This is a genomic window from Streptomyces sp. NRRL F-6676, from assembly GCF_000725625.1.
Taxonomy (GTDB): Bacteria; Actinomycetota; Actinomycetes; order Streptomycetales; family Streptomycetaceae; genus Streptomyces.
The window spans coordinates 1-19627 of record NZ_JOHS01000082.1; the positions used below are offsets into that span (position 1 = coordinate 1).

At 71.3% G+C, this 19627-nt stretch carries 16 protein-coding genes, 1 tRNA gene and 3 pseudogenes; 12 read left to right on the forward strand and 8 right to left on the reverse strand.

Going from position 1 to position 19627, the window contains the following annotated elements; translation table 11 throughout:
* Positions 1-234 precede the first annotated feature (234 nt).
* The 8 genes from IO29_RS29770 to IO29_RS29810 all read left to right on the forward strand — a co-directional run bounded on the left by IO29_RS29770 (position 235) and on the right by IO29_RS29810 (position 10835).
* Positions 235-2523, forward strand: a complete 2289-nt coding sequence (locus IO29_RS29770) for a (Fe-S)-binding protein (protein ID WP_030383118.1) — start codon at positions 235-237, stop codon at positions 2521-2523.
* Positions 2524-2749: 226 nt separating this feature from the next.
* Complete coding sequence (locus IO29_RS29775) at positions 2750-4201, forward strand: FG-GAP and VCBS repeat-containing protein (protein WP_030383119.1); 1452 nt, start codon at positions 2750-2752, stop codon at positions 4199-4201.
* A gap of 81 nt (positions 4202-4282) precedes the next feature.
* Positions 4283-5758, forward strand: coding sequence for an FG-GAP-like repeat-containing protein (locus IO29_RS29780; protein WP_030383120.1), 1476 nt, complete (start codon positions 4283-4285; stop codon positions 5756-5758).
* A gap of 82 nt (positions 5759-5840) precedes the next feature.
* On the forward strand, positions 5841-7199 hold the full coding sequence (locus IO29_RS29785) for an FG-GAP and VCBS repeat-containing protein (protein WP_033226810.1): 1359 nt from the start codon (positions 5841-5843) through the stop codon (positions 7197-7199).
* A 128-nt stretch (positions 7200-7327) separates the two neighbouring features.
* The gene (locus IO29_RS29790) at positions 7328-8386 is read left to right on the forward strand and encodes a Yip1 family protein (protein WP_106969936.1); all 1059 of its coding nucleotides are present in this window, start codon (positions 7328-7330) and stop codon (positions 8384-8386) included.
* A 570-nt stretch (positions 8387-8956) separates the two neighbouring features.
* Positions 8957-9853 (forward strand): thymidylate synthase, encoded by an 897-nt coding sequence (gene thyA, locus IO29_RS29800; RefSeq protein WP_030383123.1) that lies wholly within the window; start codon positions 8957-8959, stop codon positions 9851-9853.
* Positions 9850-10374, forward strand: coding sequence for a dihydrofolate reductase (locus tag IO29_RS29805; RefSeq protein ID WP_030383124.1), 525 nt, complete (start codon positions 9850-9852; stop codon positions 10372-10374). The genes thyA and IO29_RS29805 overlap by 4 nt, the downstream gene beginning before the upstream one ends.
* A complete protein-coding gene (locus IO29_RS29810; protein ID WP_030383125.1) occupies positions 10371-10835 on the forward strand; it encodes an HIT family protein in 465 nt (154 codons plus the stop codon). Before IO29_RS29805 ends, IO29_RS29810 begins: the two co-directional genes overlap by 4 nt.
* On the opposite strand, the gene IO29_RS29815 is transcribed toward IO29_RS29810, so the two are convergent.
* The 3 genes from IO29_RS29815 to IO29_RS29825 form a co-directional block, all read right to left on the reverse strand.
* On the reverse strand, positions 10813-11736 hold the full coding sequence (locus tag IO29_RS29815) for a deoxycytidylate deaminase (protein ID WP_078618568.1): 924 nt from the start codon (positions 11734-11736) through the stop codon (positions 10813-10815). The two genes, IO29_RS29810 and IO29_RS29815, sit on opposite strands and share 23 nt — an antisense overlap.
* A 75-nt stretch (positions 11737-11811) precedes the next feature.
* Positions 11812-12477, reverse strand: a complete 666-nt coding sequence (locus tag IO29_RS29820) for an adenylyltransferase/cytidyltransferase family protein (protein ID WP_078618569.1) — start codon at positions 12475-12477, stop codon at positions 11812-11814.
* Between the two features lie 166 nt (positions 12478-12643).
* Positions 12644-13531: a DUF3152 domain-containing protein gene (locus tag IO29_RS29825; RefSeq protein WP_030383128.1), complete on the reverse strand. Its 888-nt coding sequence runs from the start codon at positions 13529-13531 to the stop codon at positions 12644-12646.
* A 218-nt stretch (positions 13532-13749) separates the two neighbouring features.
* Here IO29_RS29825 and IO29_RS29830 point away from each other — a divergent pair, with 218 nt between their 5' ends.
* The 4 genes from IO29_RS29830 to IO29_RS29845 all read left to right on the forward strand — a co-directional run bounded on the left by IO29_RS29830 (position 13750) and on the right by IO29_RS29845 (position 16782).
* Positions 13750-14436: a response regulator transcription factor gene (locus IO29_RS29830; RefSeq protein ID WP_030383129.1), complete on the forward strand. Its 687-nt coding sequence runs from the start codon at positions 13750-13752 to the stop codon at positions 14434-14436.
* Between the two features lie 101 nt (positions 14437-14537).
* The gene (locus tag IO29_RS29835) at positions 14538-16010 is read left to right on the forward strand and encodes an ATP-binding protein (RefSeq protein ID WP_078618570.1); all 1473 of its coding nucleotides are present in this window, start codon (positions 14538-14540) and stop codon (positions 16008-16010) included.
* Positions 16011-16021: 11 nt separating this feature from the next.
* Positions 16022-16624 carry a hypothetical protein gene (locus tag IO29_RS29840; protein WP_234307695.1) on the forward strand — a complete coding sequence of 201 codons (603 nt, stop codon included), beginning with the start codon at positions 16022-16024 and terminating at the stop codon, positions 16622-16624.
* An 84-nt stretch (positions 16625-16708) separates the two neighbouring features.
* Positions 16709-16782 (forward strand) — tRNA-Gly (locus IO29_RS29845).
* 90 nt (positions 16783-16872) lie between these two features.
* Here the strand turns inward: IO29_RS29845 and IO29_RS29850 are convergent.
* From IO29_RS29850 to IO29_RS38180, 5 genes and pseudogenes are all read right to left on the reverse strand, one after another.
* Positions 16873-18039 (reverse strand): tyrosine-type recombinase/integrase, encoded by a 1167-nt coding sequence (locus IO29_RS29850; protein ID WP_030383132.1) that lies wholly within the window; start codon positions 18037-18039, stop codon positions 16873-16875.
* Positions 18039-18254, reverse strand: coding sequence for an excisionase family DNA-binding protein (locus IO29_RS29855; RefSeq protein ID WP_030383133.1), 216 nt, complete (start codon positions 18252-18254; stop codon positions 18039-18041). The genes IO29_RS29850 and IO29_RS29855 overlap by 1 nt, the downstream gene beginning before the upstream one ends.
* Positions 18251-19207, reverse strand: a pseudogene (locus tag IO29_RS29860) (replication initiator); the annotation flags it as partial. The pseudogene IO29_RS29860 and the gene IO29_RS29855, both read right to left, overlap by 4 nt.
* Positions 19177-19530: pseudogene (locus IO29_RS39790) on the reverse strand (DUF5753 domain-containing protein); the annotation flags it as partial. The pseudogenes IO29_RS29860 and IO29_RS39790, both read right to left, overlap by 31 nt.
* Before the next feature lie 7 nt (positions 19531-19537).
* Positions 19538-19627 (reverse strand): annotated as a pseudogene (locus IO29_RS38180) (IS5/IS1182 family transposase); the annotation flags it as partial.

A 19627-nucleotide genomic window follows, 5' to 3' on the forward strand; every position in this document is an offset into this window, starting at 1 on the left:
CTGAGGTGCTGGACCGGTACCTGCACCACCTGCGGACGACCCCTGCCCCGCCCTCGGAGAAGCCGCAGACAGCCCAGAACCTGACGAAGCACTACTAGGTGCGCCCCAGCGACTCAGATCACCCCGCGTCCGGCTACATTGCGAAGCGAGATGGGGGTAGTCTCGGACGGACTGGATAAGTTACCGCTTAGTAATCTCGAGCTCAGTGACGTCGAGGCCGCCCCAGGAGCCCCAATGCAACTCGCCGCGATCATCGTGTCGCTGGTCCTGATCGTGGTCGGCGTGGCGCTGTTCGGCCGCGCCCTCCTCCAGATCTACACCTTCATGCGGCTGGGCCAGCCCGTGCCGGCCGGGACCCGGACCGACGACCCCGCACGGCGCACGGTCACCGTGGTCAAGGAGTTCCTCGGCCACACCCGGATGAACCGCTGGGGCGTCGTCGGCGCGGCGCACTGGTTCGTGGCGGTGGGCTTCTTCACGCTGCTGCTGACCATCGTCAACGCGATCGGGCAGCTCTTCCGGGCGGACTGGCTGCTGCCGGTGCTGGGCGACTGGGCCCCGTACAACGTCTTCGTCGAGTTCATCGGCACGATGACGGTGCTGGGCATCCTGACGCTCATCGTGCTGCGCCAGCTCTCGCATCCGCGCAGGCCGGGCCGCAAGTCCCGGTTCGCGGGCTCCAACTTCGGCCAGGCGTACTTCGTCGAGGCCGTCATCCTCGTCGTCGGCGTCTGCATCTTCATGCTGCACGCGCTGGAGGGCGCCCAGCACCACGTGGACGGCTACGAGGCCTCGTTCTTCGTCTCGTACCCGGTGGTGTCCTGGCTGCGGGGCATGGACGTCTCGACGCTCCAGAACCTCACCTACTTCTTCGCCGGGCTGAAGATCGCCACCTCGTTCATCTGGATGATCGTGGTCGGCCTCAAGACCGATATGGGCATCGCCTGGCACCGCTTCCTGGCCTTCCCGAACATCTGGTTCAAGCGGGAGAGCGACGGCGGTACGGCGCTGGGCGCGCTCCAGCCGATGACCTCCGGCGGCAAGGCGATCGACTTCACCGACCCGGGCGAGGACGACGTTTTCGGCGTCTCCCAGGTCGAGCACTTCTCCTGGAAGGGCCTGCTGGACTTCTCCACCTGCACCGAGTGCGGCCGCTGCCAGTCGCAGTGCCCCGCGTGGAACACCGGCAAGCCGCTCTCCCCGAAGCTGCTGATCATGTCGCTGCGCGACCACGCGCACGCCAAGGCCCCCTACCTGCTGGCCGGCGGCGGCAAGACCGCGGAGGGCGAGGAGAAGGCGTCCGAGGAGCAGCTGGCCGACGTGCCCGCCGCGGCCCTCGCGGAGGCCGAGCGCCCGCTGATCGGCACCCTGGAAGAGAACGGGGTCATCGACCCCGACGTCCTGTGGTCCTGCACCACGTGCGGCGCCTGCGTCGAGCAGTGCCCCGTCGACATCGAGCACGTCGACCACATCGTCGACATGCGCCGCTACCAGGTGATGATCGAGTCCGCGTTCCCCTCCGAGGCGGGCACGATGCTCAAGAACCTGGAGAAGAAGGGCAACCCCTGGGGCCTGGCCAAGAAGCAGCGCCTGGAGTGGACCAAGGAGGTCGACTTCGAGATCCCGGTCGTCGGCCGCGACATCGAGGACCTCACCGAGGTCGAGTACCTGTACTGGGTCGGCTGCGCGGGCGCGCTCGAGGACCGCGCGAAGAAGACCACGAAGGCCTTCGCCGAACTCCTCCACATCGCGGGCGTCAAGTTCGCGATCATGGGCGGCGACGAGAAGTGCACCGGCGACTCCGCCCGCCGCCTGGGCAACGAGCCCCTGTTCCAGGAGCTCGGCATGGAGAACGTCATGACGCTCAACGCGGCGTTCGGCGAGGAGATGGACGACGACGGCAAGGTCACGCCGGAGTCGAGGAAGCCGAAGTCGGCGAAGAAGATCGTCGCCACCTGCCCGCACTGCCTCAACACGATCGGCAACGAGTACCCGCAGCTCGGCGGCGACTACGAGGTCATCCACCACACGCAGCTGCTCCAGCACCTCGTCGACGAGGGCAAGCTCGTCCCCGTCACGCCGGTCGAGGGCCTGATCACCTACCACGACCCCTGCTACCTGGGCCGCCACAACAAGATCTACACGCCTCCGCGCGAGATCATCGCGGGCGTCCCCGGACTGCGCAACGAGGAGATGCACCGGCACAAGGAGCGCGGCTTCTGCTGCGGCGCCGGCGGCGCGCGGATGTGGATGGAGGAGCGCATCGGCAAGCGCATCAACAACGAGCGCGTCGACGAGGCGCTGTCCCTCGACCCCGACATCGTCTCCACGGCCTGCCCGTTCTGCCTGGTCATGCTGACCGACTCGGTCAACGGCAAGAAGAACGAAGGCCGGGCGAAGGAGTCCGTCCAGGTCGTCGACGTGGCCCAACTGCTCCTGACGTCCGTCAAGACGGAGGTGGACGAGCCCCCGACGGGCACGGGCGACGGCGCGAAGGCGCCGGAGCCCGAGCCGGTGAAATAACCGCTCGTCGACGCCGACAGGTCCCCGCGCCCCTTCCGGAGCGCGGGGACCCGCGTTTCTCCGGAATTTCTCCGAACGTACGTACAACCCTCACACCCCCTCACCGGTCTCCTGATCGCCGAACCCCGGGTGACGCCGAGGACAACCTCAGGCGAACCCGGGCGATACGGCACCCCATTCACGTGGGCGCCCGCGCGGGCGTCCCGCATGCACAGGAGACTTCCGCATGCACAAGCGCCTCGGGCTCACCCTCGCGACGGCCACCGCGGCCGCGCTGACGGGCGGTCTGCTCAGCCTCTCCACGGCCGCCACCGCGACCGCGGCCCCCGGCACCGCCACCACCGCGGACGCCGACTTCAACGGCGACGGCCTCGCCGACGTCGCCACCACCGCCTCCCGCGCGTACGTGACCGGTCACAAGGCCGCCGGCGCGGTCACCGTCCTCTACGGCGGCGGCAAGCACACCACGATCAGCCAGAACACCGCCGGCGTCCCCGGCACCGCCGAGAAGGAGGACTACTTCGGCTCGGACCTCGCCTACGGCGACTTCGACGGCGACGGCTACGACGACCTCGCCGTCGGCGCCGGCGGCGAGGACGTCGGCAGCGACGTGGACGGCGGCACGGCCGTGATCCTCTGGGGCTCGGCCTCCGGCCTGCACGGCGGCACCACCGTCAAGGACCCCCGCCCCACCAAGCACGACTACTTCGGCGGCGTCCTGGAGGCCGCCGACCTCAACGGGGACGGCCGCACCGACCTCGCGCTCGGCACGGGCACCTCCGCCACCGTCGACATCTACCGCGGCGGCTTCACCCGCGCCGGCGCCACCGGCGGCCACTACACACTCCTGCCGCCGATCGTCAGCGGCGACGGCGTCGGCCTGCGCAACCTGCACTCCGGTGACGTCAACGGCGACGGCGTCGAGGACCTGATCGTCAACGGCTACGAGAACGACTCCGAGGACGGCTACGACGCCAACTACTGGTTCCCCGGCTCCTCCTCGGGCGTCCGCGCCTCCAGCTACCAGAAGCTGCCCGCCGGCTTCGTCACGGACGTCGGTGACACCGACGGCGACGGCTACGGCGACATCGTCTACGGCATCCACTGGGACAGCGGCATCGCGCACGCCCAGAAGGGCGGCGCCGTCCTGATCGGCCACGGCTCGGCGAACGGCCCCGCCGCCGGCGCGTTGCAGACCTTCGACCAGGACACCCAGGGCGTCCCCGGCGGCGGTGAGAGCGGCGACTCCTTCGGCGCCGAACTCGACCTCGGTGACGTCAACGGCGACGGCCACCTCGACCTGGTCGTCGGCTCCCCCGGCGAGAACCTCACCGGCGGCACGGACACCGGCGCGGTCACCATCCTGTACGGCGCCGCCGACGGCTCCGGCATCACCGGCACCGGCGCCAGGATGATCGACCAGGACACGCCCGGGGTCCCCAACTCCAACGAGGCGGGCGACTACTTCGGCTCCGACGTCCACGTCGACGACCTCGACGGCGACGGTCTGGGCGACGTCGTCGTCGGCGCAAGCGGCGAGAACAGCGACAACGGCGCGGTCTACGCCCTGCGTTCGGGCAGCGACGGCTCCCTGAAGGCGTCGTCCGGCATCTACGTCTCCACCGTCGGCATCTCCGGCTCCGGCACCCCGCTCCTGGGCAACAACTTCGCGGACTGACACCGGCGTCGAGCACCACATCCCATCCCACTGACGGAGGCGCCCCGCGCGGGCGCCCCCCGTGTGTCCAGGAGGACCCACTTGCAGCAGCGCCTCAGACTTGCCCTCGCCGCCGCCACCGCGGCCGCGCTGACGGGCGGTCTGCTCACGTTCACCGCCGCCACCGCCACGGCGGCCGACTCCACCACCGTGCCGCAGGCCGACTTCAACGGCGACGGCATCGGCGACGTCGCCTTCTCCGCCGCCGGCGCGTACGTCTCCGGCCTGAAGAACGCCGGACAGGTCGTCGTCCTGTACGGCACCTCCACCGGCGTCGGCACCGCCAAGCGGTCCGTGCTCAGCCAGAACAGCGCCGGTGTCCCCGGCGGCTCCGAGGCCGGCGACGCCTTCGGCTCCGAGACCGCCTACGGCGACTTCAACCACGACGGCTACGACGACCTCGCCGTCGGCACCCCGCACGAGAAGGTCTCCGGCGACACCAACGGGGGCACCGTCGCCGTGCTGTGGGGCTCGGCCTCCGGAATCACCGGCAAGGGCGTCACCGTGCCCGACCCGGCCGCCTCCTCGCACGACCGGTGGGGCCAGTACCTGGCCGCGGGCGACTTCGACGGTGACGGCCGCGACGACCTCGCCGTCGCCAACTCCTCCAGCACCATCTACGTCTACAAGGGCGGCATCACCTCCGCCGGCGCCGCCGGCACCGCCCGCTCCACCGTGAAGCCGCCCGTCCAGTCCGGCGGCGACACCGGCCCGCTCAACCTCACCGCCGGTGACGTCAACGGCGACAAGAAGACCGACCTCGTCGTGGACGGCTACGAGACCACCGGCGAGTACGGCTGGAACGCCAACTACTACCTGCCCGGCACCTCCAGCGGCCCGAGCACCGCCGCCGCGAAGAAGCTGCGCCCCGGCGTCATCACCGCGATCGGCGACGTCAACGGCGACGGGTACGGCGACATCGTCACCGGCGCCTACTGGGACAGCAAGACCTCCGACGGCGTCACGATCCCCGACTCCGCCGACGGCGGCCGCGCGGGCGTCACCTACGGCTCGGCCTCCGGCCCCGGCGGCACGGCGACGATCACCCAGAACACCGGCAACGTCCCCGGCGGTTCGGAGAAGGGCGACGCCTTCGCCGCCGAACTGGACCTCGGCGACATCAACGGCGACGGCTACCAGGACCTGGTCGTCGGCGCCCCCGGCGAGGACCTGGGCGGCGTCACGGACGCCGGCGCGCTCACCGTCCTGTACGGCTCGGCGAGCGGCATCGACACCACGTCCGGCACGCAGTTCTTCGCGCAGTCCACGGCGGGCGTCCCGGGCAGCGACGAGAAGTACGACTCCCTCGGCGTCGACGTCAAGCTCGACGACGTCAACGGCGACGGCCGCGCCGACCTGGTCGCGAGCTCCTGGGAGAACGCGGGCAACGGCTCGCTCCTCTACCTCCCGTCCAACGGCACGAAGATCGTGACCTCCGGCGCCGGCTCGCTCTCCCCGAGCGCGCTCGGCGTGGCGACGACGGGCACGCCGAACCTCGGCGCCAACTTCGCCGACTGACGCACATGCCACTCCCACCGGGTCCGCGCACCCCGCGTGCGCGGACCCGGTCCCCGTCCACCCCTCCTCACCGGGAGCCCCCGTGCGCCGCACCCGCGCCCTCCTGCCGGCCCTCCCCCTGGTCGCCGGCCTGCTCACCCCGCTCCTCCTGACCGCCCCCGCCTCCGCCGCGCCCGCCGCGCACGGCGACGACTTCGACGGCGACGGCTACCGCGACTACGCCACCGCCTCGTACGAGAGCGACGGCGGCGGCATCCGCGTCACCTTCGGCACCGCCACCGGACCCGGCACCCGGACCCAGTACATCGACCAGTCGAGCGCCGGGGTGCCCGGCGCCGACGAGGACGAGGACATGTTCGGCGAGATCCGCGCCGCCGCCGACCTCGACGGCGACGGCTACGGCGACCTCGTCGTGGCCGCCCGCGGCGAAGACGTGAGCGGCCGCAAGGACCAGGGCTCCGTGACCGTCCTCTGGGGCAGTGCCCGGGGCCTCAAGGGCGGCACCACGCTCCCCGACAAGGCGCCGAAGCAGTCGTACGGCTACATGGGCGACGACCTGGCCACCGGCGACTTCAACGGCGACGGCAAGCAGGACCTGGCCGTCGTCAACGCCGGCAAGACCTACGTCTACCGCGGCCCGGTCACCCGCTCCGGCACCACCGGCTCCGTCACCACGCTGGACAGGACCGGCTTCGACTCCAGTCACCTGATCGCCGGGAAGGTCGACCGCGACTCCAAGACCGACCTCGTCATCGTCGGAGATGCCTTCTCCGGCAGCAGGCAGACCGCCGACGCCTGGTTCGTCAAGGGCGGCAAGACGCTCACCCCGGGCAAGTCCCTCCAGGTCAACTCCGGCGACGAGGGCGGCGGCGACGGCGTCATCGCCGACTTCGACAAGGACGGTTACGGAGACGTGGCCGTCGGCACCCCCGGCTGGTCCGGATACAAGGGCCGCGTCACCCTCTGGTACGGCTCCTCCACCGGTCCCTCCTCCACCAGCGCCCGCATCACCCAGTCCACCAGCGGCGTCGCGGGCACCCCGGAGCACGACGACTCCTTCGGCGCGAGCGTGTCGGCGAGCGACGTGAACGGCGACGGCTACCAGGACCTGGCGGTCGGCGTCTACGGGGAGAAGGTCGGCGACGCCGAGTACGCGGGCGGGGTCCACGTGCTGCGCGGCGGCGCCTCCGGCGTCACCGGCAAGAACTCCCAGTGGTTCGCCCGCAACAGCCCCGGCGTACCGGGCGCCCTGAAGAGCGACGACAGCTTCGGCTCCGCCGTCCGCCTGCGCGACACCGACGGCGACGGCCACGCCGACCTGTGGGTGGAGGGGATGTACGGCGGGCTGCGCCTGCCCGGTACGGCGTCCGGCATCACGACGACGGGTGCCACCCAGGTGGGCACCCCGGGCTTCGGCCTGGTGGACGGGTTCCTTCAGTAGAGGGCGCCCTCCGGGGGCGGGCGGTGGGCGCGTACGGAACCCGTCGCGTACAGGACCCGTCGCGTACGGGACCCGTAGGGAGAAACCCCCACCTCCCGCCCCGGGGCCGCCGGTTGGTCCCCTACGGGATGTCACAGGTCGGACGCAAAGCCGCCCCGGGGAACCGGGGCCGGGCCCGCGGCGCGAGCGGACCAGGTACGTTCGAAGGCGTGGCTGGATTCAGGATCGGACGCGGCGGCCAGAACGGCCGCGCACCTCAGGCGCGAGGGCAGCAGGCCCCGTACGGACAGCAGGCGCAGGCGCCGCACGGCCCGAGCGGCGGCCCGGCCTACGGCTACCCGCAGGCCGGGGCGCCGCAGTACGGCCCCGGCCCCGGGCAGCGCCCGTACGGCGGCGGCCCGCGGCCGCCCTACGGCGCCGCCCCGCAGCAGTACGGCGGGGGCGGCCCGCAGCAGTACGGCGGCCCCGACCACGACGAGCCGGAGTACTTCGGCGACGACCCGCACGGCGGGTACGCCCAGGGTCCGGGCGCGGACCCGTACGCGGCGAACAACCCGGGTCACACCCAGACCTTCTCGCTCGGCGAGGACCACTACACCCAGGGCGACACCTACCGCGCGGGCCAGGCGCCGGCCCCGCCGGTCGGCCCCCGGCTGCACTGGAAGGACCTGCTGCGCGGCATCGTGATGTCGCCCGGCCAGACCTTCCTGCGGATGCGTGACTACACGATGTGGGGCCCGGCCCTGGTCGTCACGTTCCTCTACGGTCTGCTCGCCGTGTTCGGCTTCGACAAGGCGCGCGACGACGTGCTCCACGCCACGCTGTCGACCGCCGTGCCGCTCGTCCTGACGACGGCCGTGGCGATGGTGCTCAGCTCGTTCGTCCTGGGCGTCGTCACCCACACCCTGGCCCGTCAGCTGGGCGGCGACGGGGCGTGGCAGCCGACGGTCGGCCTCTCCATGCTGATCATGTCCCTCACGGACGTGCCCCGTCTGGTGGTGGCGATGTTCGCGGGCGGCGACGCCTCGTTCGTGCAGATCCTGGGCTGGGTGACCTGGATCGCGGCCGGTGCGCTGCTCACCCTGATGGTCTCCCGCTCGCACGACCTGGCGTGGCCGAGGGCGCTGGGCGCGTCGGCGATCCAGCTCGTGGCCATCCTGTCGATCGTCAAGCTCGGTACGTTCTGAGCGGAGCCCGCGTACGGGAACCCCGCACACGGAAGGGGCCCCCGGCTTCGCGCCGGGGGCCCCTTTCACGTCCGCCTCGTCACCTCTTGTCCGCCGTGACCGGTACCGCGCTGCGGAGCCGGGCACACCGTGGGCACCGGACGAGCCGGCCGGGCCCGAGCCGCTCCGCCTGCTGCATCGGGAACGAAACGGTGGTGAACACGTGCCCTTCGGCACAGCGGACGACGGTGCGCTCCATCAAGTCGTGCGATCCCTTCCCCAAAGCTGCCCTGCCTGACGACAAAAGGCACGTTACGGCATCAAAGAGACGCCCTCGCAGGCGGCACCCCGGCCCCGTGCGGAACGTCCGAACCGGCTCCACCGTACGCCCCAACTCCCGGGTGCACAGCCCCGTCAGGGGGGTGCGGCGCGGCGCGCGGGGGACGGTTCGCACACGTGCTCCGAGCACGTCACCGGCCGGGCCGCGGGGCAGGTCACGGGCCGGGTGGGTGGCTCGGCGGCGCCCGGTGGGCCAGTACCCTGGGGCCCCGAAAGGTCACCGGGACGACGAGCGGGAAGAAGGGCAACTCCGTGGAATACGGTGCGTATGCGGACCGTGCGCCTGACGCGCAGTACCGCAGGATTCTGGGCGCCCTCCTGGAGGACGGCATCCCGGTGCCGACCCGGCAGGGGCCCGACGCGCTGACCCTCATGCAGCAGACGATGAGCTTCGACCTGGCGAACGGTTTCCCCGTCATCACGGAGCGGAGCCTCGCCCGTTTCTGGCGCAAGCCCATCGGCGAACTCTGCGCGTTCATCAACGGCGCCCGCACCCTGGACGCGCTCGCCGAGTTCGGCTGCGACTGGTGGGGGCCGTGGGCGAGCGAGGGCAAGACGTCACGCCGGGGGCTGCCGCCGGGCGACCTGGGACCGGGATCGTACGGCGGGGCGTTCCACGACTTCCCCACCGCCGAGGGCCCCGGCTTCGACCAGTTCAAGCACCTCGTCGAGCAGTTGAGGGAACTCCCGAACGACCGCACCCATTTCGTCAGCCCCTGGATCCCCCAGTACCAGATCCGCGGTGCGGGAAAGACCCCGAAGACCACGATCTCCCCCTGCCACGGCTGGGTCCACGTCCGCGTGCTCGGCGGGAAACTGCATCTGCACATGTTCCAGCGCTCCGGCGACGTACCGGTCGGCGTGCCGTCGAACATGATCCAGTACGCGGCCCTGCTGCTGATGCTCGAACACCTCACCGGAATCCCGGCCGCCTGGTACTACCACACCATCTCGGACGCGCACGTCTACGCGGACCAGGTGGACCGCGTGAAGGTCATGCTCGACCGCGAGCCGCGCCGGCTGCCGACGGTCACGCTGAACGAGGACGGGCGCCGGGTGACGGACATCCACGCGTTCCGCCCCGAGCACTTCGACCTCGCGGACTACGACCCGCACCCCGCCATCGGCTCCATCCCGGTGGCGACATGATCACCTCGCTGATCGTCGCCGCCGCCGAGAACGACGTCATCGGCCGCGACGGGGACCTGCCCTGGCACATCCCGGGGGATCTGCGGCACTTCAAGGAGCTCACGCGGGGCCATGCGGTGGTGCTCGGCCGGCTGACCCACGAGTCCATCGTCGCCCGCCTCGGCCGGCCGCTGCCGCGCCGGACGAACGTGGTGGTGAGCGGGTCGGCGCGGCCTGTTCCCGAGGTGGAGAACGTGCGCTGGGAGCGCTCGGTGGCCGACGCGCTGGCCACCGCCGGGGCGCTGGAGCGGGCGGCCGGCACGGACGAGGTCTGCGTGATCGGCGGGGCCTCCGTCTACCGGCAGGCGCTGCCGTCCGTCGACCGTATCCACCTCACGCGGGTGCACCTGCGGGTGGACGGCGACACCCGGATGCCCGAGGGCTGGCTGGACGGCTTCGCGGAGGTCTCCCGCGTCGACGTACCGGGCAGCGGCGAGGTGCCGCCGCACTCGTTCCTGCGCCTCGAAAGGGTGCCGGAGTGAGCCTCTACTACTTCGGCAACTGCCGTACGGAGGAGCAGCGGGCGGAGATGGAACGGCTCGACGGGGCGGGCGTCTGCCTGTTCTGCCCCGACGTGCTGCGCGCGCACGAGAAGCAGCAGGTGCTGTGGGAGACCGCGCACTGGATGGTCACGCCCAACGAGTTCCCGTATGCCGGGACCCGGCTGCATCTGCTGCTCATCCCCAAGGAGCACGCGCCCGACCTGCTCGACCTCTCCCCCGCGTCCCGCGCGGACTTCTGGGAGGTCCTCGCCTCGGTGCGGGACGAGTACGGACTGAGCCACTACGGCCTCGGCGCCCGCAACGGCGACTGCCGGTACACCGGCGGGACCATCCGGCATCTGCATGTGCATGTGCTGGTGGGGACGGGGGAGGAGAGCGAGTCGGACGAAGCCGAGTTCGTTCCCGTCCGGATGAAGTTCAGTTCGACGCCGAACCGGTAGGCCCGTCGGCGATCGCGCCGGCGTCGCCGATCGCGCCGGTCGTGCCGGCGTCGCCGGTCATGTCGACCCACACCAGCTCGACGCCCCCCGCCCGCAGGATCTCCTCGCCGTCCAGCATCGAGTACGGCCCGGCGAAGTAGCACGCGCGGAACCCCGCCTCGACGACGAGCCGCGCACACCCCGGGCAGGGGAACGTACTGACATAGAGGTCCGCGCCGGCCAGGCTCGTCCCCTCGCCCGCGGCACCGGCCACCAGCGACGCCTCGGCGTGGATGGCGGTGGACAGGTCCGGCCGTACGCCCCGGCTGAAGTCGTTGCGCGGGTCGCCGTCGATGTAGGGCGTGTACTCGGTGGGGTGGTGGTGGTTGTGGGCGACGCGGAGCACCTCTCCGTCACGTGCCGCGACCGCGCCGACCTGCCGCCACCAGTCCGAGCTGCGCCCGGCCTCCCGCTGCGCCGCGGTCATGAACCGCCGGTCGAGCTTGGCGCGCGAGATCCGCTCGTCGAAGCGGGCGGGCTTGCCCGCGCGGCTCCACTCGCGGTCCCAGCGCAGGAACGTCGACTCGAAGCGGAGCTCGGCCTTGTCCGGGAAGTCCGGGCGGGCGGCGAGCAGGTGCATGATCTCCTCGTCGGGCAGGACGACGAGAGCGGCGCGGACGGCGCCGGCGGCGAGGTCGGCCGGTTCGAGGACCCGTACCTCGGTCCCCGGCACGATGAGCCGGGCGTGCCGCGCGGCCCGCTCGGGGGCGAGGCCGCGGATGTCCTTGGCGAGCTTGGGGAAGACCTCGGCGAAGCCGCGGCCGAGCAGCAGGATCTCGTCGGAGTCGGCGTGCCGGGTGAGGAAGTCCTCGTAACCGGCGTGCACGACGGGCAGGTAGAGGATCGTCTGCTTCGTCGTCATCGCTGCCGTCACCGCTGTCGTCGTCGTTGCTGCCGTGTTGCTGCCGTCGTCGCTGTCGTCACCGCTGTCGTGCGCTCAGTCTTTCCGGGCGGGGTCCACGGGTGCCGCAGGGCCGTCGCCCGGTTCCGGGGAGCCGTCGGCCCGGTCGGCGGGGCCGGTGCCGCGTTCGGTGAGGCCGAGCTGGATGCGGCGCAGCCGGGCGGAGGTGCTGACGGTCGCCATGCGCTCCAGCACCTCGACGCGGCCGCAGTACTTCGCCTCGAGCTCGGCGATCTCCTCGGCGTCGTAGGTGTCGGCCGTAGCGACGAGCACGTCGGGCCGGACGGCCTCGATCAGGCTCCAGCGGGGGTGGTCGACCTGCTTGAGGGTGACGAGGCCGACGCCGCGCTGGTGCGTCACCATCCGCAGCCGCTCCATCTCGGGGACGGCGGGCCGGTTGGGCCCCTTGCGCTGCCGGATCTTCTCGTCGCTGTCGAGGCCGACGATGAGGAAGTCGCCGAATTTCCGGGCGGCCTCCAGATACATGGAATGCCCCTCGTGGATGATGTCGAACGACCCGCTGGTCAGAACCACCCGCATCCCGAGTACGCGCAAGGCGTCGACGATCTCGGTGATCCGCCCGTAATCAGCCACGTAGCGCAGGTCGAAATTGGACTCGTCCGCAAACAGATAGTTGCCGAACATGGCATCCTCGCGCGTGAATCCATGGGCCCGCCGGGCGTTCTCGAACCTGCTCGTCATGCTCCGATGGTAGCCGCGGCACGCACCCGCCCCGCGCCCCCGTGATCCCTTCACGGCGACACGGCCGGTCGCGTGGGGTCACACAACCGGTCGCGTACGGCCATACGACCGGACACGTACGGTCATACGGTCGGTCGCGTACGGCCATGCAGTCGGACGCGTACGGTCACACGGCCGGTCCCGTGAGGAACTGACCGTTCTCGTCGTAGGGCCAGGCGTTGGCGACGCACCCGTGCAGTCCCTTGATCTGCTGCATCATCACGGGGGCCGGCCGCCCGGCACCCGGACACGTGACGTGCCCGTGCCCGAGGAAGTGGCCCATCTCGTGGTTGATGATCAGCGCCCGGTAGTCGTGGATCGGCCCGGTGAAGGTGGGCGAGCCCTTGACCCAGCGCTTGAGGTTCACGACCACCCCGCCGGGGACCTCGCAGTTGTACTCGCCGCCGGTGTCCTGGTGGATGCCCGCCCAGCAGAGGCTGTCCGCCGTCTTCGGCGTCGCGATCTTCACGGTGAGGTCGTGCGGCGCGCCCGCGCCCACCAGCTGGAACGCGTTGCGCGGGTCGTGGGTCCAGCCCCGCGGGGCGCCGAGTATCCCGGCGATCTCCTTCGCGGCGGCGGACGGCGAGATGTCGAGGCCCGTCTCGACCTGCACGACGTAGCGCAGTCGGCGGGACCCCTTGCCCACCGTCTCGCCACTGGCCTGCGCGGTGACGAACTCGCCGCTGCCCTGGAGCGGAACCTCGATCTTGGTCCGGCTCGGGCTGGGACTGGAGGAGGGGGAGGAGGCGGGGCTGGAGTGGGCGCTCTTGGCGGGCGCGGAGGTGACGCCCTTCGCCCGCGGCTTCGGCGCACCGCTCGACGCGTCGCTGCGGCCGTCCCCCACGAAGTGCACCGCCAGGAGGAGCACGCCGACGGCCGCGGCCATGCCGAGCAGTAGCCGCGGGCCCCGGCGCCGTGGCCGTTTTCGCCGACGCCCGGACCGCGGGCCGGCTCGGTGCAGGCCCGCGGTGCTGTCACTGGGAAATACGGATCGCCCTTGTCGTGCCGCATGCATGAGAGCCAAAACTCACGACTCGATGTAATGAGCATGAGCTCAGATGGTCACGAAAGCGCAACAACGCATGGTTCTTTGGTGGGAGTCCGACCATTGCCGATCGTTGCGTAACAGCGGCCGAGCGGTTGGGTAACAGTACCCGAGCGGTTGCGTAACAGCACCCCCCGGGCGACTTTTCCCCGGGCGGTCGTATCGTCCGATCTGCCTACACTGCCGCAATGCCACGGGTTCTGATCGTCGAAGACGACCACGACGTCCGCACCGCCCTGCGACTGGGCCTGCGGCACCAGGGGCACGAGGTCCTCGCCGTGGGCACGGGCGAGGAGGGGCTGGCACAGCTGCCCGCCTTCCGGGCGGATGTCGTCGTCCTCGATCTCATGCTGCCCGGCGTCTCCGGCCTCGACGTCTGCCGCCGGATCAGGGAGCGCGGCCAGGTGCCGATCATCATCGTGACGGCCCGGGGGGACGACATCGACGTGGTGGTGGGCCTGGAGGCGGGCGCCGACGACTACGTGGTCAAGCCCGTACGGGCCCGTGTGCTCGACGCCCGGATACGGGCCGTACTGCGCCGGCAGGACGCGTCGGTGCCGGACGGGACCCGGCCCCGGAACCGGACGTACGGCGACCTGACGATCGACCCGGCCGGGCTCGTGGTGACCCACCGCGGCGAGACCGTCGCCCTCGCCCCCTCCGAACTGCGGCTCCTGCTGACCCTGTCGGCCGCGCCCGGCCGGGTCTTCAGCCGGCAGCAACTGCTGGAAGCGGTCTGGGAACACGGCTACCACGGCGACATACGGCTCGTGGACGCCTGCGTGAAGCGACTGCGCACCAAGCTCGGCGAGGGGCGCGATCCCCGCTACGTGCGGACCGTACACGGGTTCGGTTACCGCTTCACGGCGCCGTGAGCGGGGGGCGGGGGGCCGGCGGGCCGGTGGGGGCCGGCGGGCCGGCGGAGGCCGGCGGACCGTCGAGGACCGGCGGGCCGTCGGGGTTTCTGCGGGCCGCCCTGGTGCGTGTGCCGCTTCCGCTGCGCGGACTGCGTCCCCGCCTGGTGGCGGCCTTCGTCCTGGTGGCGATGTGCAGCGCCCTGAGCACCGGGGCGCTCGCCTTCCGCGAGGCGCGCACGGGGGTGCTCCAGCAGAGCCAGGACTCCGTCATCCGCCACTTCCGCACGAGCGTCGACGCCGTCGCACCGTACGTCCCCTTCCCACCCGGCCAGTCGGATCTCCAGTCCGTGGTGAACCAGGTGCTGTACGCGAACCGGTCGGCGGGCTGGCAGGTCATGGCCACCTACGGCGACCTGCGCGCCTACGCGCCCAGCGACGGCTTCGCCGACCTGAGCCACGCACTGCTCCGGTCCGTGGGGAGCCGGCGTGCCGCGGTGTTCCAGCGGGTGAACGTCGACGGGCACCCCCGGCTCGTCGTCGGCCTGCCCGTCACGTTCCGCTCCGCCGACGGAACGGAGTCCGGGCTCTCCGGCATGGTCATGTACCTGGTGGTGCCGCAGAGCGCCGAGGAGGGGTACGTCGAGGCCATGGTGAACGGCATCGAGCGGGCCACCCTGGTGGCCCTGGGCTTCGCCGTCCTCCTGGCGCTGCTGGCGGCGAGCGGCGTGCTGCGCCCCGTACGGGCGCTGCGCGGGGCGACGCGCCGGATGGCCGCGGGACACCTCGACGTACGCCTCGACGTCACCGGTTCCGACGAACTGGCCGAACTGTCCAGGTCGTTCAACGAGACGGCGGCCGAACTGGAGCGCACGGTCGGGGAGTTGCGGCGGCTGGAGGCACAGGGGCGGCGCTTCGTGGCGGACGTCTCCCACGAGCTGCGCACCCCGCTGGCGGCGATGTCGGCGGTCACCGACATGCTGGACCTGGAGGGCGAGACCGGCGACGCGCTCCGGCTCATCAGCGAGGGCACGGGCCGGCTGAGCGAACTGGTGAACGACCTGATGGAGATCTCCCGCTTCGACGCTGGCGCGGCCGAACTCCACCGCGACGAGATCGACCTGGCCGAGTCGGTACGGCGCACGGTCTCCTCCCGGGGCTGGCAGGACCAGGTGGAGCTGCGGCTCCCCGCCCCGGGCACCCTCCGCGCCTGGGTCGACCCGCGCCGGATCGACGTGGTGACGGCCAACCTGGTCGGCAACGCACTGCGGCACGGGGCACGGCCGGTACGGCTGACGCTGGAGAGGCGGGAGAAGAAGGGAGAGGGGACGGTCGAAGAGTGGGCCGTCCTCCAAGTGACCGACGCCGGACCGGGCATCGCCGAACAGGACCTGCCCCACATCTTCGAACGCTTCTACAAGGCGAGCACGTCCCGGACCCGGAGCGAGAACAGCGGCCTGGGCCTGGCCATCACGGCGGAGAACGTACGGCTGCACGGCGGCCGCCTGCGGGCGGCTAACGTGCCCGGGGCCGGCGCGGTGTTCACGGCCGAACTCCCCCTGCACCGCGAGACGCGCACCGGAGGTGCCGCATGAGGGGCGCGCGCATGGCGGCCCTCCTGTCCGGACTGACGGCTGCGGTCGCGCTCGCGGGGTGCGGAGTCCCCCCGTCCGGTGTCATCGAGGCCGGCGAACCGGCCCACGGCCCGGCCGCCCCCAGCACGGCGCCGTCCTCCCCCGCCACGGTCTCCCTCTACTTCCTGCACGACGGCGTACTGACGGCGTACCCGCGACGACTCGGGAAGGCGCGGGACACCGGGGGCCATGGGGACACCGGCGCCGGGGGCGCCGGGGGCGCCGACGGCCTGGAAACGGTCGTACGGCTGCTCTTCGCCGGACCGACCGCGACCGAGGCGACGACGGCCACCACACAACTCCCCCGCCTGACGCACGCGTCCCGGATGAGCACCGGCGAGGACGGCGTCCTCTCCGTCCACCTCCCCGACGCCACCGCCCCGCTGAGCCGCAAGGCGGTGCTCCAACTGGCGTGCACGGTGGCGCAGGCATCGCCCCGGACCACCCCGACGAAGGCCGACCCCCCGACCGAACCGACCGCCACCACGTCCGGCACCGTCCACGTACTGGGCAACGGCTGGACGGTGACCCCGTCCCAGGACGCCTGCCCACTGCCCCCCGAACCGGACGACTGACCGGCACCGACCGGCGCCCGTACCCCCTCGAAGATGGGGTAGAGTGAGCGAGCACTCGGGCACGGATTCCCTCCGCCGCCCGGCGCGGGTGTAGTTTAATGGTAGAACATCAGCTTCCCAAGCTGAGAGCGCGAGTTCGATTCTCGTCACCCGCTCCACGCGAAACCCCCAGGTCAGAGGCCCGGGGGTTCTTTGTTGTCTAGACCGGTGGGCGGTCCGCGCACCACAACCGCACCATAAGCATCCGGTCAGCTGCCGGTGGACTTCTCCTTGTGGTGCGCCCGGTCGTCGTCGTGGTGCTTCGCACGCTCGGCGCGGACCATGTCATCCAGCCCGGCCGCCACATCCCGTTGCCGCTCTTCGTCGGAGTGCTGGTAGATGAGCGCCGCCTTCTCTGAGGACTGGCCGGCCCGGACCATCGTGTCCTTGAGCGTGGCACCGGATCGCGTCGAGAGCGTGTGCCCGGTGTGCCGAAGGTCGTAGAAGCGGAAGCCGTCCGGAAGGCCGGCGGCCACCCGGGCCCGACGCCACTTCCGCCCGAAGGACGTACGCCGGAAGGGCGCCCCCTTCTCACCGACGAAGACCAGGCCGTCGGGCCCCTTCTCGGCGAACCAGGCAAGGTGCTGCCTGACCTCCTTGTGCAGGAACGCCGGGAGGACGACAGCACGGACGCCCGCGTCCGACTTGGTCTCACCGGGAGCGCGCTTGCCGTTGGTCCGCTCAGGCTCGGCGACGCGGACGCGGATCACCATGCGGTCCTGGTCGACGTCCCGGCGACGGAGGCCGGCCAGCTCCTCCGGCCGCATCGGACCGTACGCGCCGAGGTACACCATGAGGCGCCACCGAATGCCGATCGCGTCGGCGAGAGCGTAGACCTGGGCGACGGTGGCGATGCGCCGCTCAGCAGCCGATTCCTTGCCCGCACCCTTGATCCGGCACGGGTTCCGGGAGATCAGGTCGTCGTCCACGGCCGTCTCAAGAATGCCCTTGAGGAGGCGGTACGCCTTCGCAACGGTCCTCTTGGCTGCGGTGGTGCGCAGTCGTTCCGCCCGCCACTCACGCACACGAGGAGCGGTGATCTCGTCCAGGTCGAGCGCGCCGAAGGCCGGGAGGATGTGGAGGCGCAACAGGTGCTTGTACAAATCCACGGTCCGCACGGCCAGTTCCCGTTCCTCGACCCACTTCTCGGCGTAGACACGGAAGTTGACCGCCCCGGCATCCGGCGCACGCCAGTCACCGCGGCTCAGGTCCGCCTCAACCTGGGACAGCCAGACCTCCGCGTCCTTCTTGGTGTCGAACGTCTCGTCGGAGCGGATGCGCTCACCGTCAGGCCCGAGGTACGACGCCGTCCACTGGCCGGACCGGTACTGCCGCACGGCGCCGAAGCGGCGGCGCCTGCCCTTCTTGTTGGCCATCAGGCAGCCCTCCGCAGGACGGTGCGACGGCGGAGCCGCATCGGCTCCACGGTGTGTGAGGCGATGTAGTCGCGAACGGCGCTCTCGGGGATACGGACGTGCCGCCCGACCTTCACGTACCGGATACGCCGTTCCTCGATGAGCCGCCGGGGGAAGCGAACGGAGGTGCCGAGCAGCTCGGCGACCTGGTCGACGGACAGGTAGCGGTCGTTCATGCGGCGGCATCTCCTTCCGAGCCGGACGAGGGTTCACGCGTGGTGGCGAGCCAGGTTTCCGCGTCGGTCAGGCCGGTCCCAGCGAAGCGCCAGTGCGAGAGGACGAGCACGGTGTCCGGGTCGGGGAGCGGGTGGCCCGCTTCGGCGGCGCGTTCGCGGGTGAGGGCTTCGTTGTGGTCGGCGCGTTCCTGGCGGAGGGCGCCGAGGGTGACGGAGTAGGCACGGGATTTGGTGGAGAAGTGGCCGCGGAAACCGAGCATGTGGGCCCACTTGCGCAGGCGGAGGTCTTCCAGTTCAGGCAGTGCGCCGAGGTGCCAGCAGGTGAGGATCATCCGGCGGGCGTGGTCGGTGACACCGGAGCCGATCAGGTCCGTGATCGGGTTGCGGACGGGGCGGTCGAGGGTGCCAGCGGTCTCGGCGCCCTTGGTGGCGTACTTGGCGATGTACGCGGCAACGGCGCGGCTGGACAGCTCCGAGGTGCCCGCGAAGTCGGCGGAGTGAATCGGGCGGACGTCGAGCTGTGTGCCGAAGCGGAAGGCGTACGCGTGGCCGTCGAGGACGGGGCCGGGGGTTTCGGCGAGGCGGGCCGCCGTGCGGATGGCGTCGGCGAGGAGTTCCGTCGTGGCCCAGGCGGGCGGGGCGTCCTCGGCGCCGTCCGGGCCGTCGAGACGGATCACGGCGTGGAAGTGGACGGCGCCGCGCCGCTGGTACTCAGCGACCTTGGCATAAGAGACCTTGAGGCAGTCGCGCAGCGCGGAGCGGGTGATACCCGCGCGGGAGGCGAGCTGCTGGCGCAGGTAGGTGGTGAACCGGGCCCAGAGCGCACCGGCGTGCGCGTTCCACAGGACGGCCGCGCGGTAGTCGTAGCGGTCCGGGTCGAGCGGGGTGCCGAGCGCGGGGTCGTCGTCGGGGTGGGTGCGTCGAATGTCTCCACCACGACCGCCCGCCGGTCGCACAACGTGAACCCATACCGAGGCAGCACCGGCACCGGCCGACGCCACGGCACCACCCCGAGCCGTACCGTGCTCAGACTCTCAACAGCCAGCAGCCGATCAAGCTGAGCGAGCATCAACGCCGGTGATCCCGGCCACGTCCGCAACACCGCTTCCGTCAACACGAACACCGACTCCCGCCCCGGCTCATACAGCACGCTCTGCCGGTCAACACGAGCAGCGACAGCACGACCGACCGCATCAGGAGACGAGCCCGGCACCCCCTCGAAGACGTGCCGGGCGTACTCAGCGCTCTGGAGCATGGCAGGGAGGATGACGCACTGAGGTCTTTCAGCGTTGCCTCTCCAGGGTGAGGACAGCTTTGGCGATGACGGTCATGCGGTTGGGGCTGATGCGGGATCTGCGGAAGATCTGCCAGGA

Excerpts from the sequence above, each read along its gene's own strand:
- IO29_RS29840 (WP_234307695.1), top strand. The coding sequence starts at position 16,022 with ATGGCGGCCCTCCTGTCCGGACTGACGGCTGCGGTCGCGCTCGCGGGG.
- IO29_RS29855 (WP_030383133.1), bottom strand. The coding sequence starts at position 18,254 with ATGAACGACCGCTACCTGTCCGTCGACCAGGTCGCCGAGCTGCTCGGC.
- IO29_RS29770 (WP_030383118.1), top strand. The coding sequence starts at position 235 with ATGCAACTCGCCGCGATCATCGTGTCGCTGGTCCTGATCGTGGTCGGC.
- IO29_RS29815 (WP_078618568.1), bottom strand. The coding sequence starts at position 11,736 with ATGACGACGAAGCAGACGATCCTCTACCTGCCCGTCGTGCACGCCGGT.
- IO29_RS29805 (WP_030383124.1), top strand. The coding sequence starts at position 9,850 with ATGATCACCTCGCTGATCGTCGCCGCCGCCGAGAACGACGTCATCGGC.
- IO29_RS29790 (WP_106969936.1), top strand. The coding sequence starts at position 7,328 with ATGTCACAGGTCGGACGCAAAGCCGCCCCGGGGAACCGGGGCCGGGCC.
- IO29_RS29830 (WP_030383129.1), top strand. The coding sequence starts at position 13,750 with ATGCCACGGGTTCTGATCGTCGAAGACGACCACGACGTCCGCACCGCC.
- IO29_RS29775 (WP_030383119.1), top strand. The coding sequence starts at position 2,750 with ATGCACAAGCGCCTCGGGCTCACCCTCGCGACGGCCACCGCGGCCGCG.
- IO29_RS29825 (WP_030383128.1), bottom strand. The coding sequence starts at position 13,531 with ATGCATGCGGCACGACAAGGGCGATCCGTATTTCCCAGTGACAGCACC.
- IO29_RS29820 (WP_078618569.1), bottom strand. The coding sequence starts at position 12,477 with ATGACGAGCAGGTTCGAGAACGCCCGGCGGGCCCATGGATTCACGCGC.
- IO29_RS29850 (WP_030383132.1), bottom strand. The coding sequence starts at position 18,039 with ATGGCCAACAAGAAGGGCAGGCGCCGCCGCTTCGGCGCCGTGCGGCAG.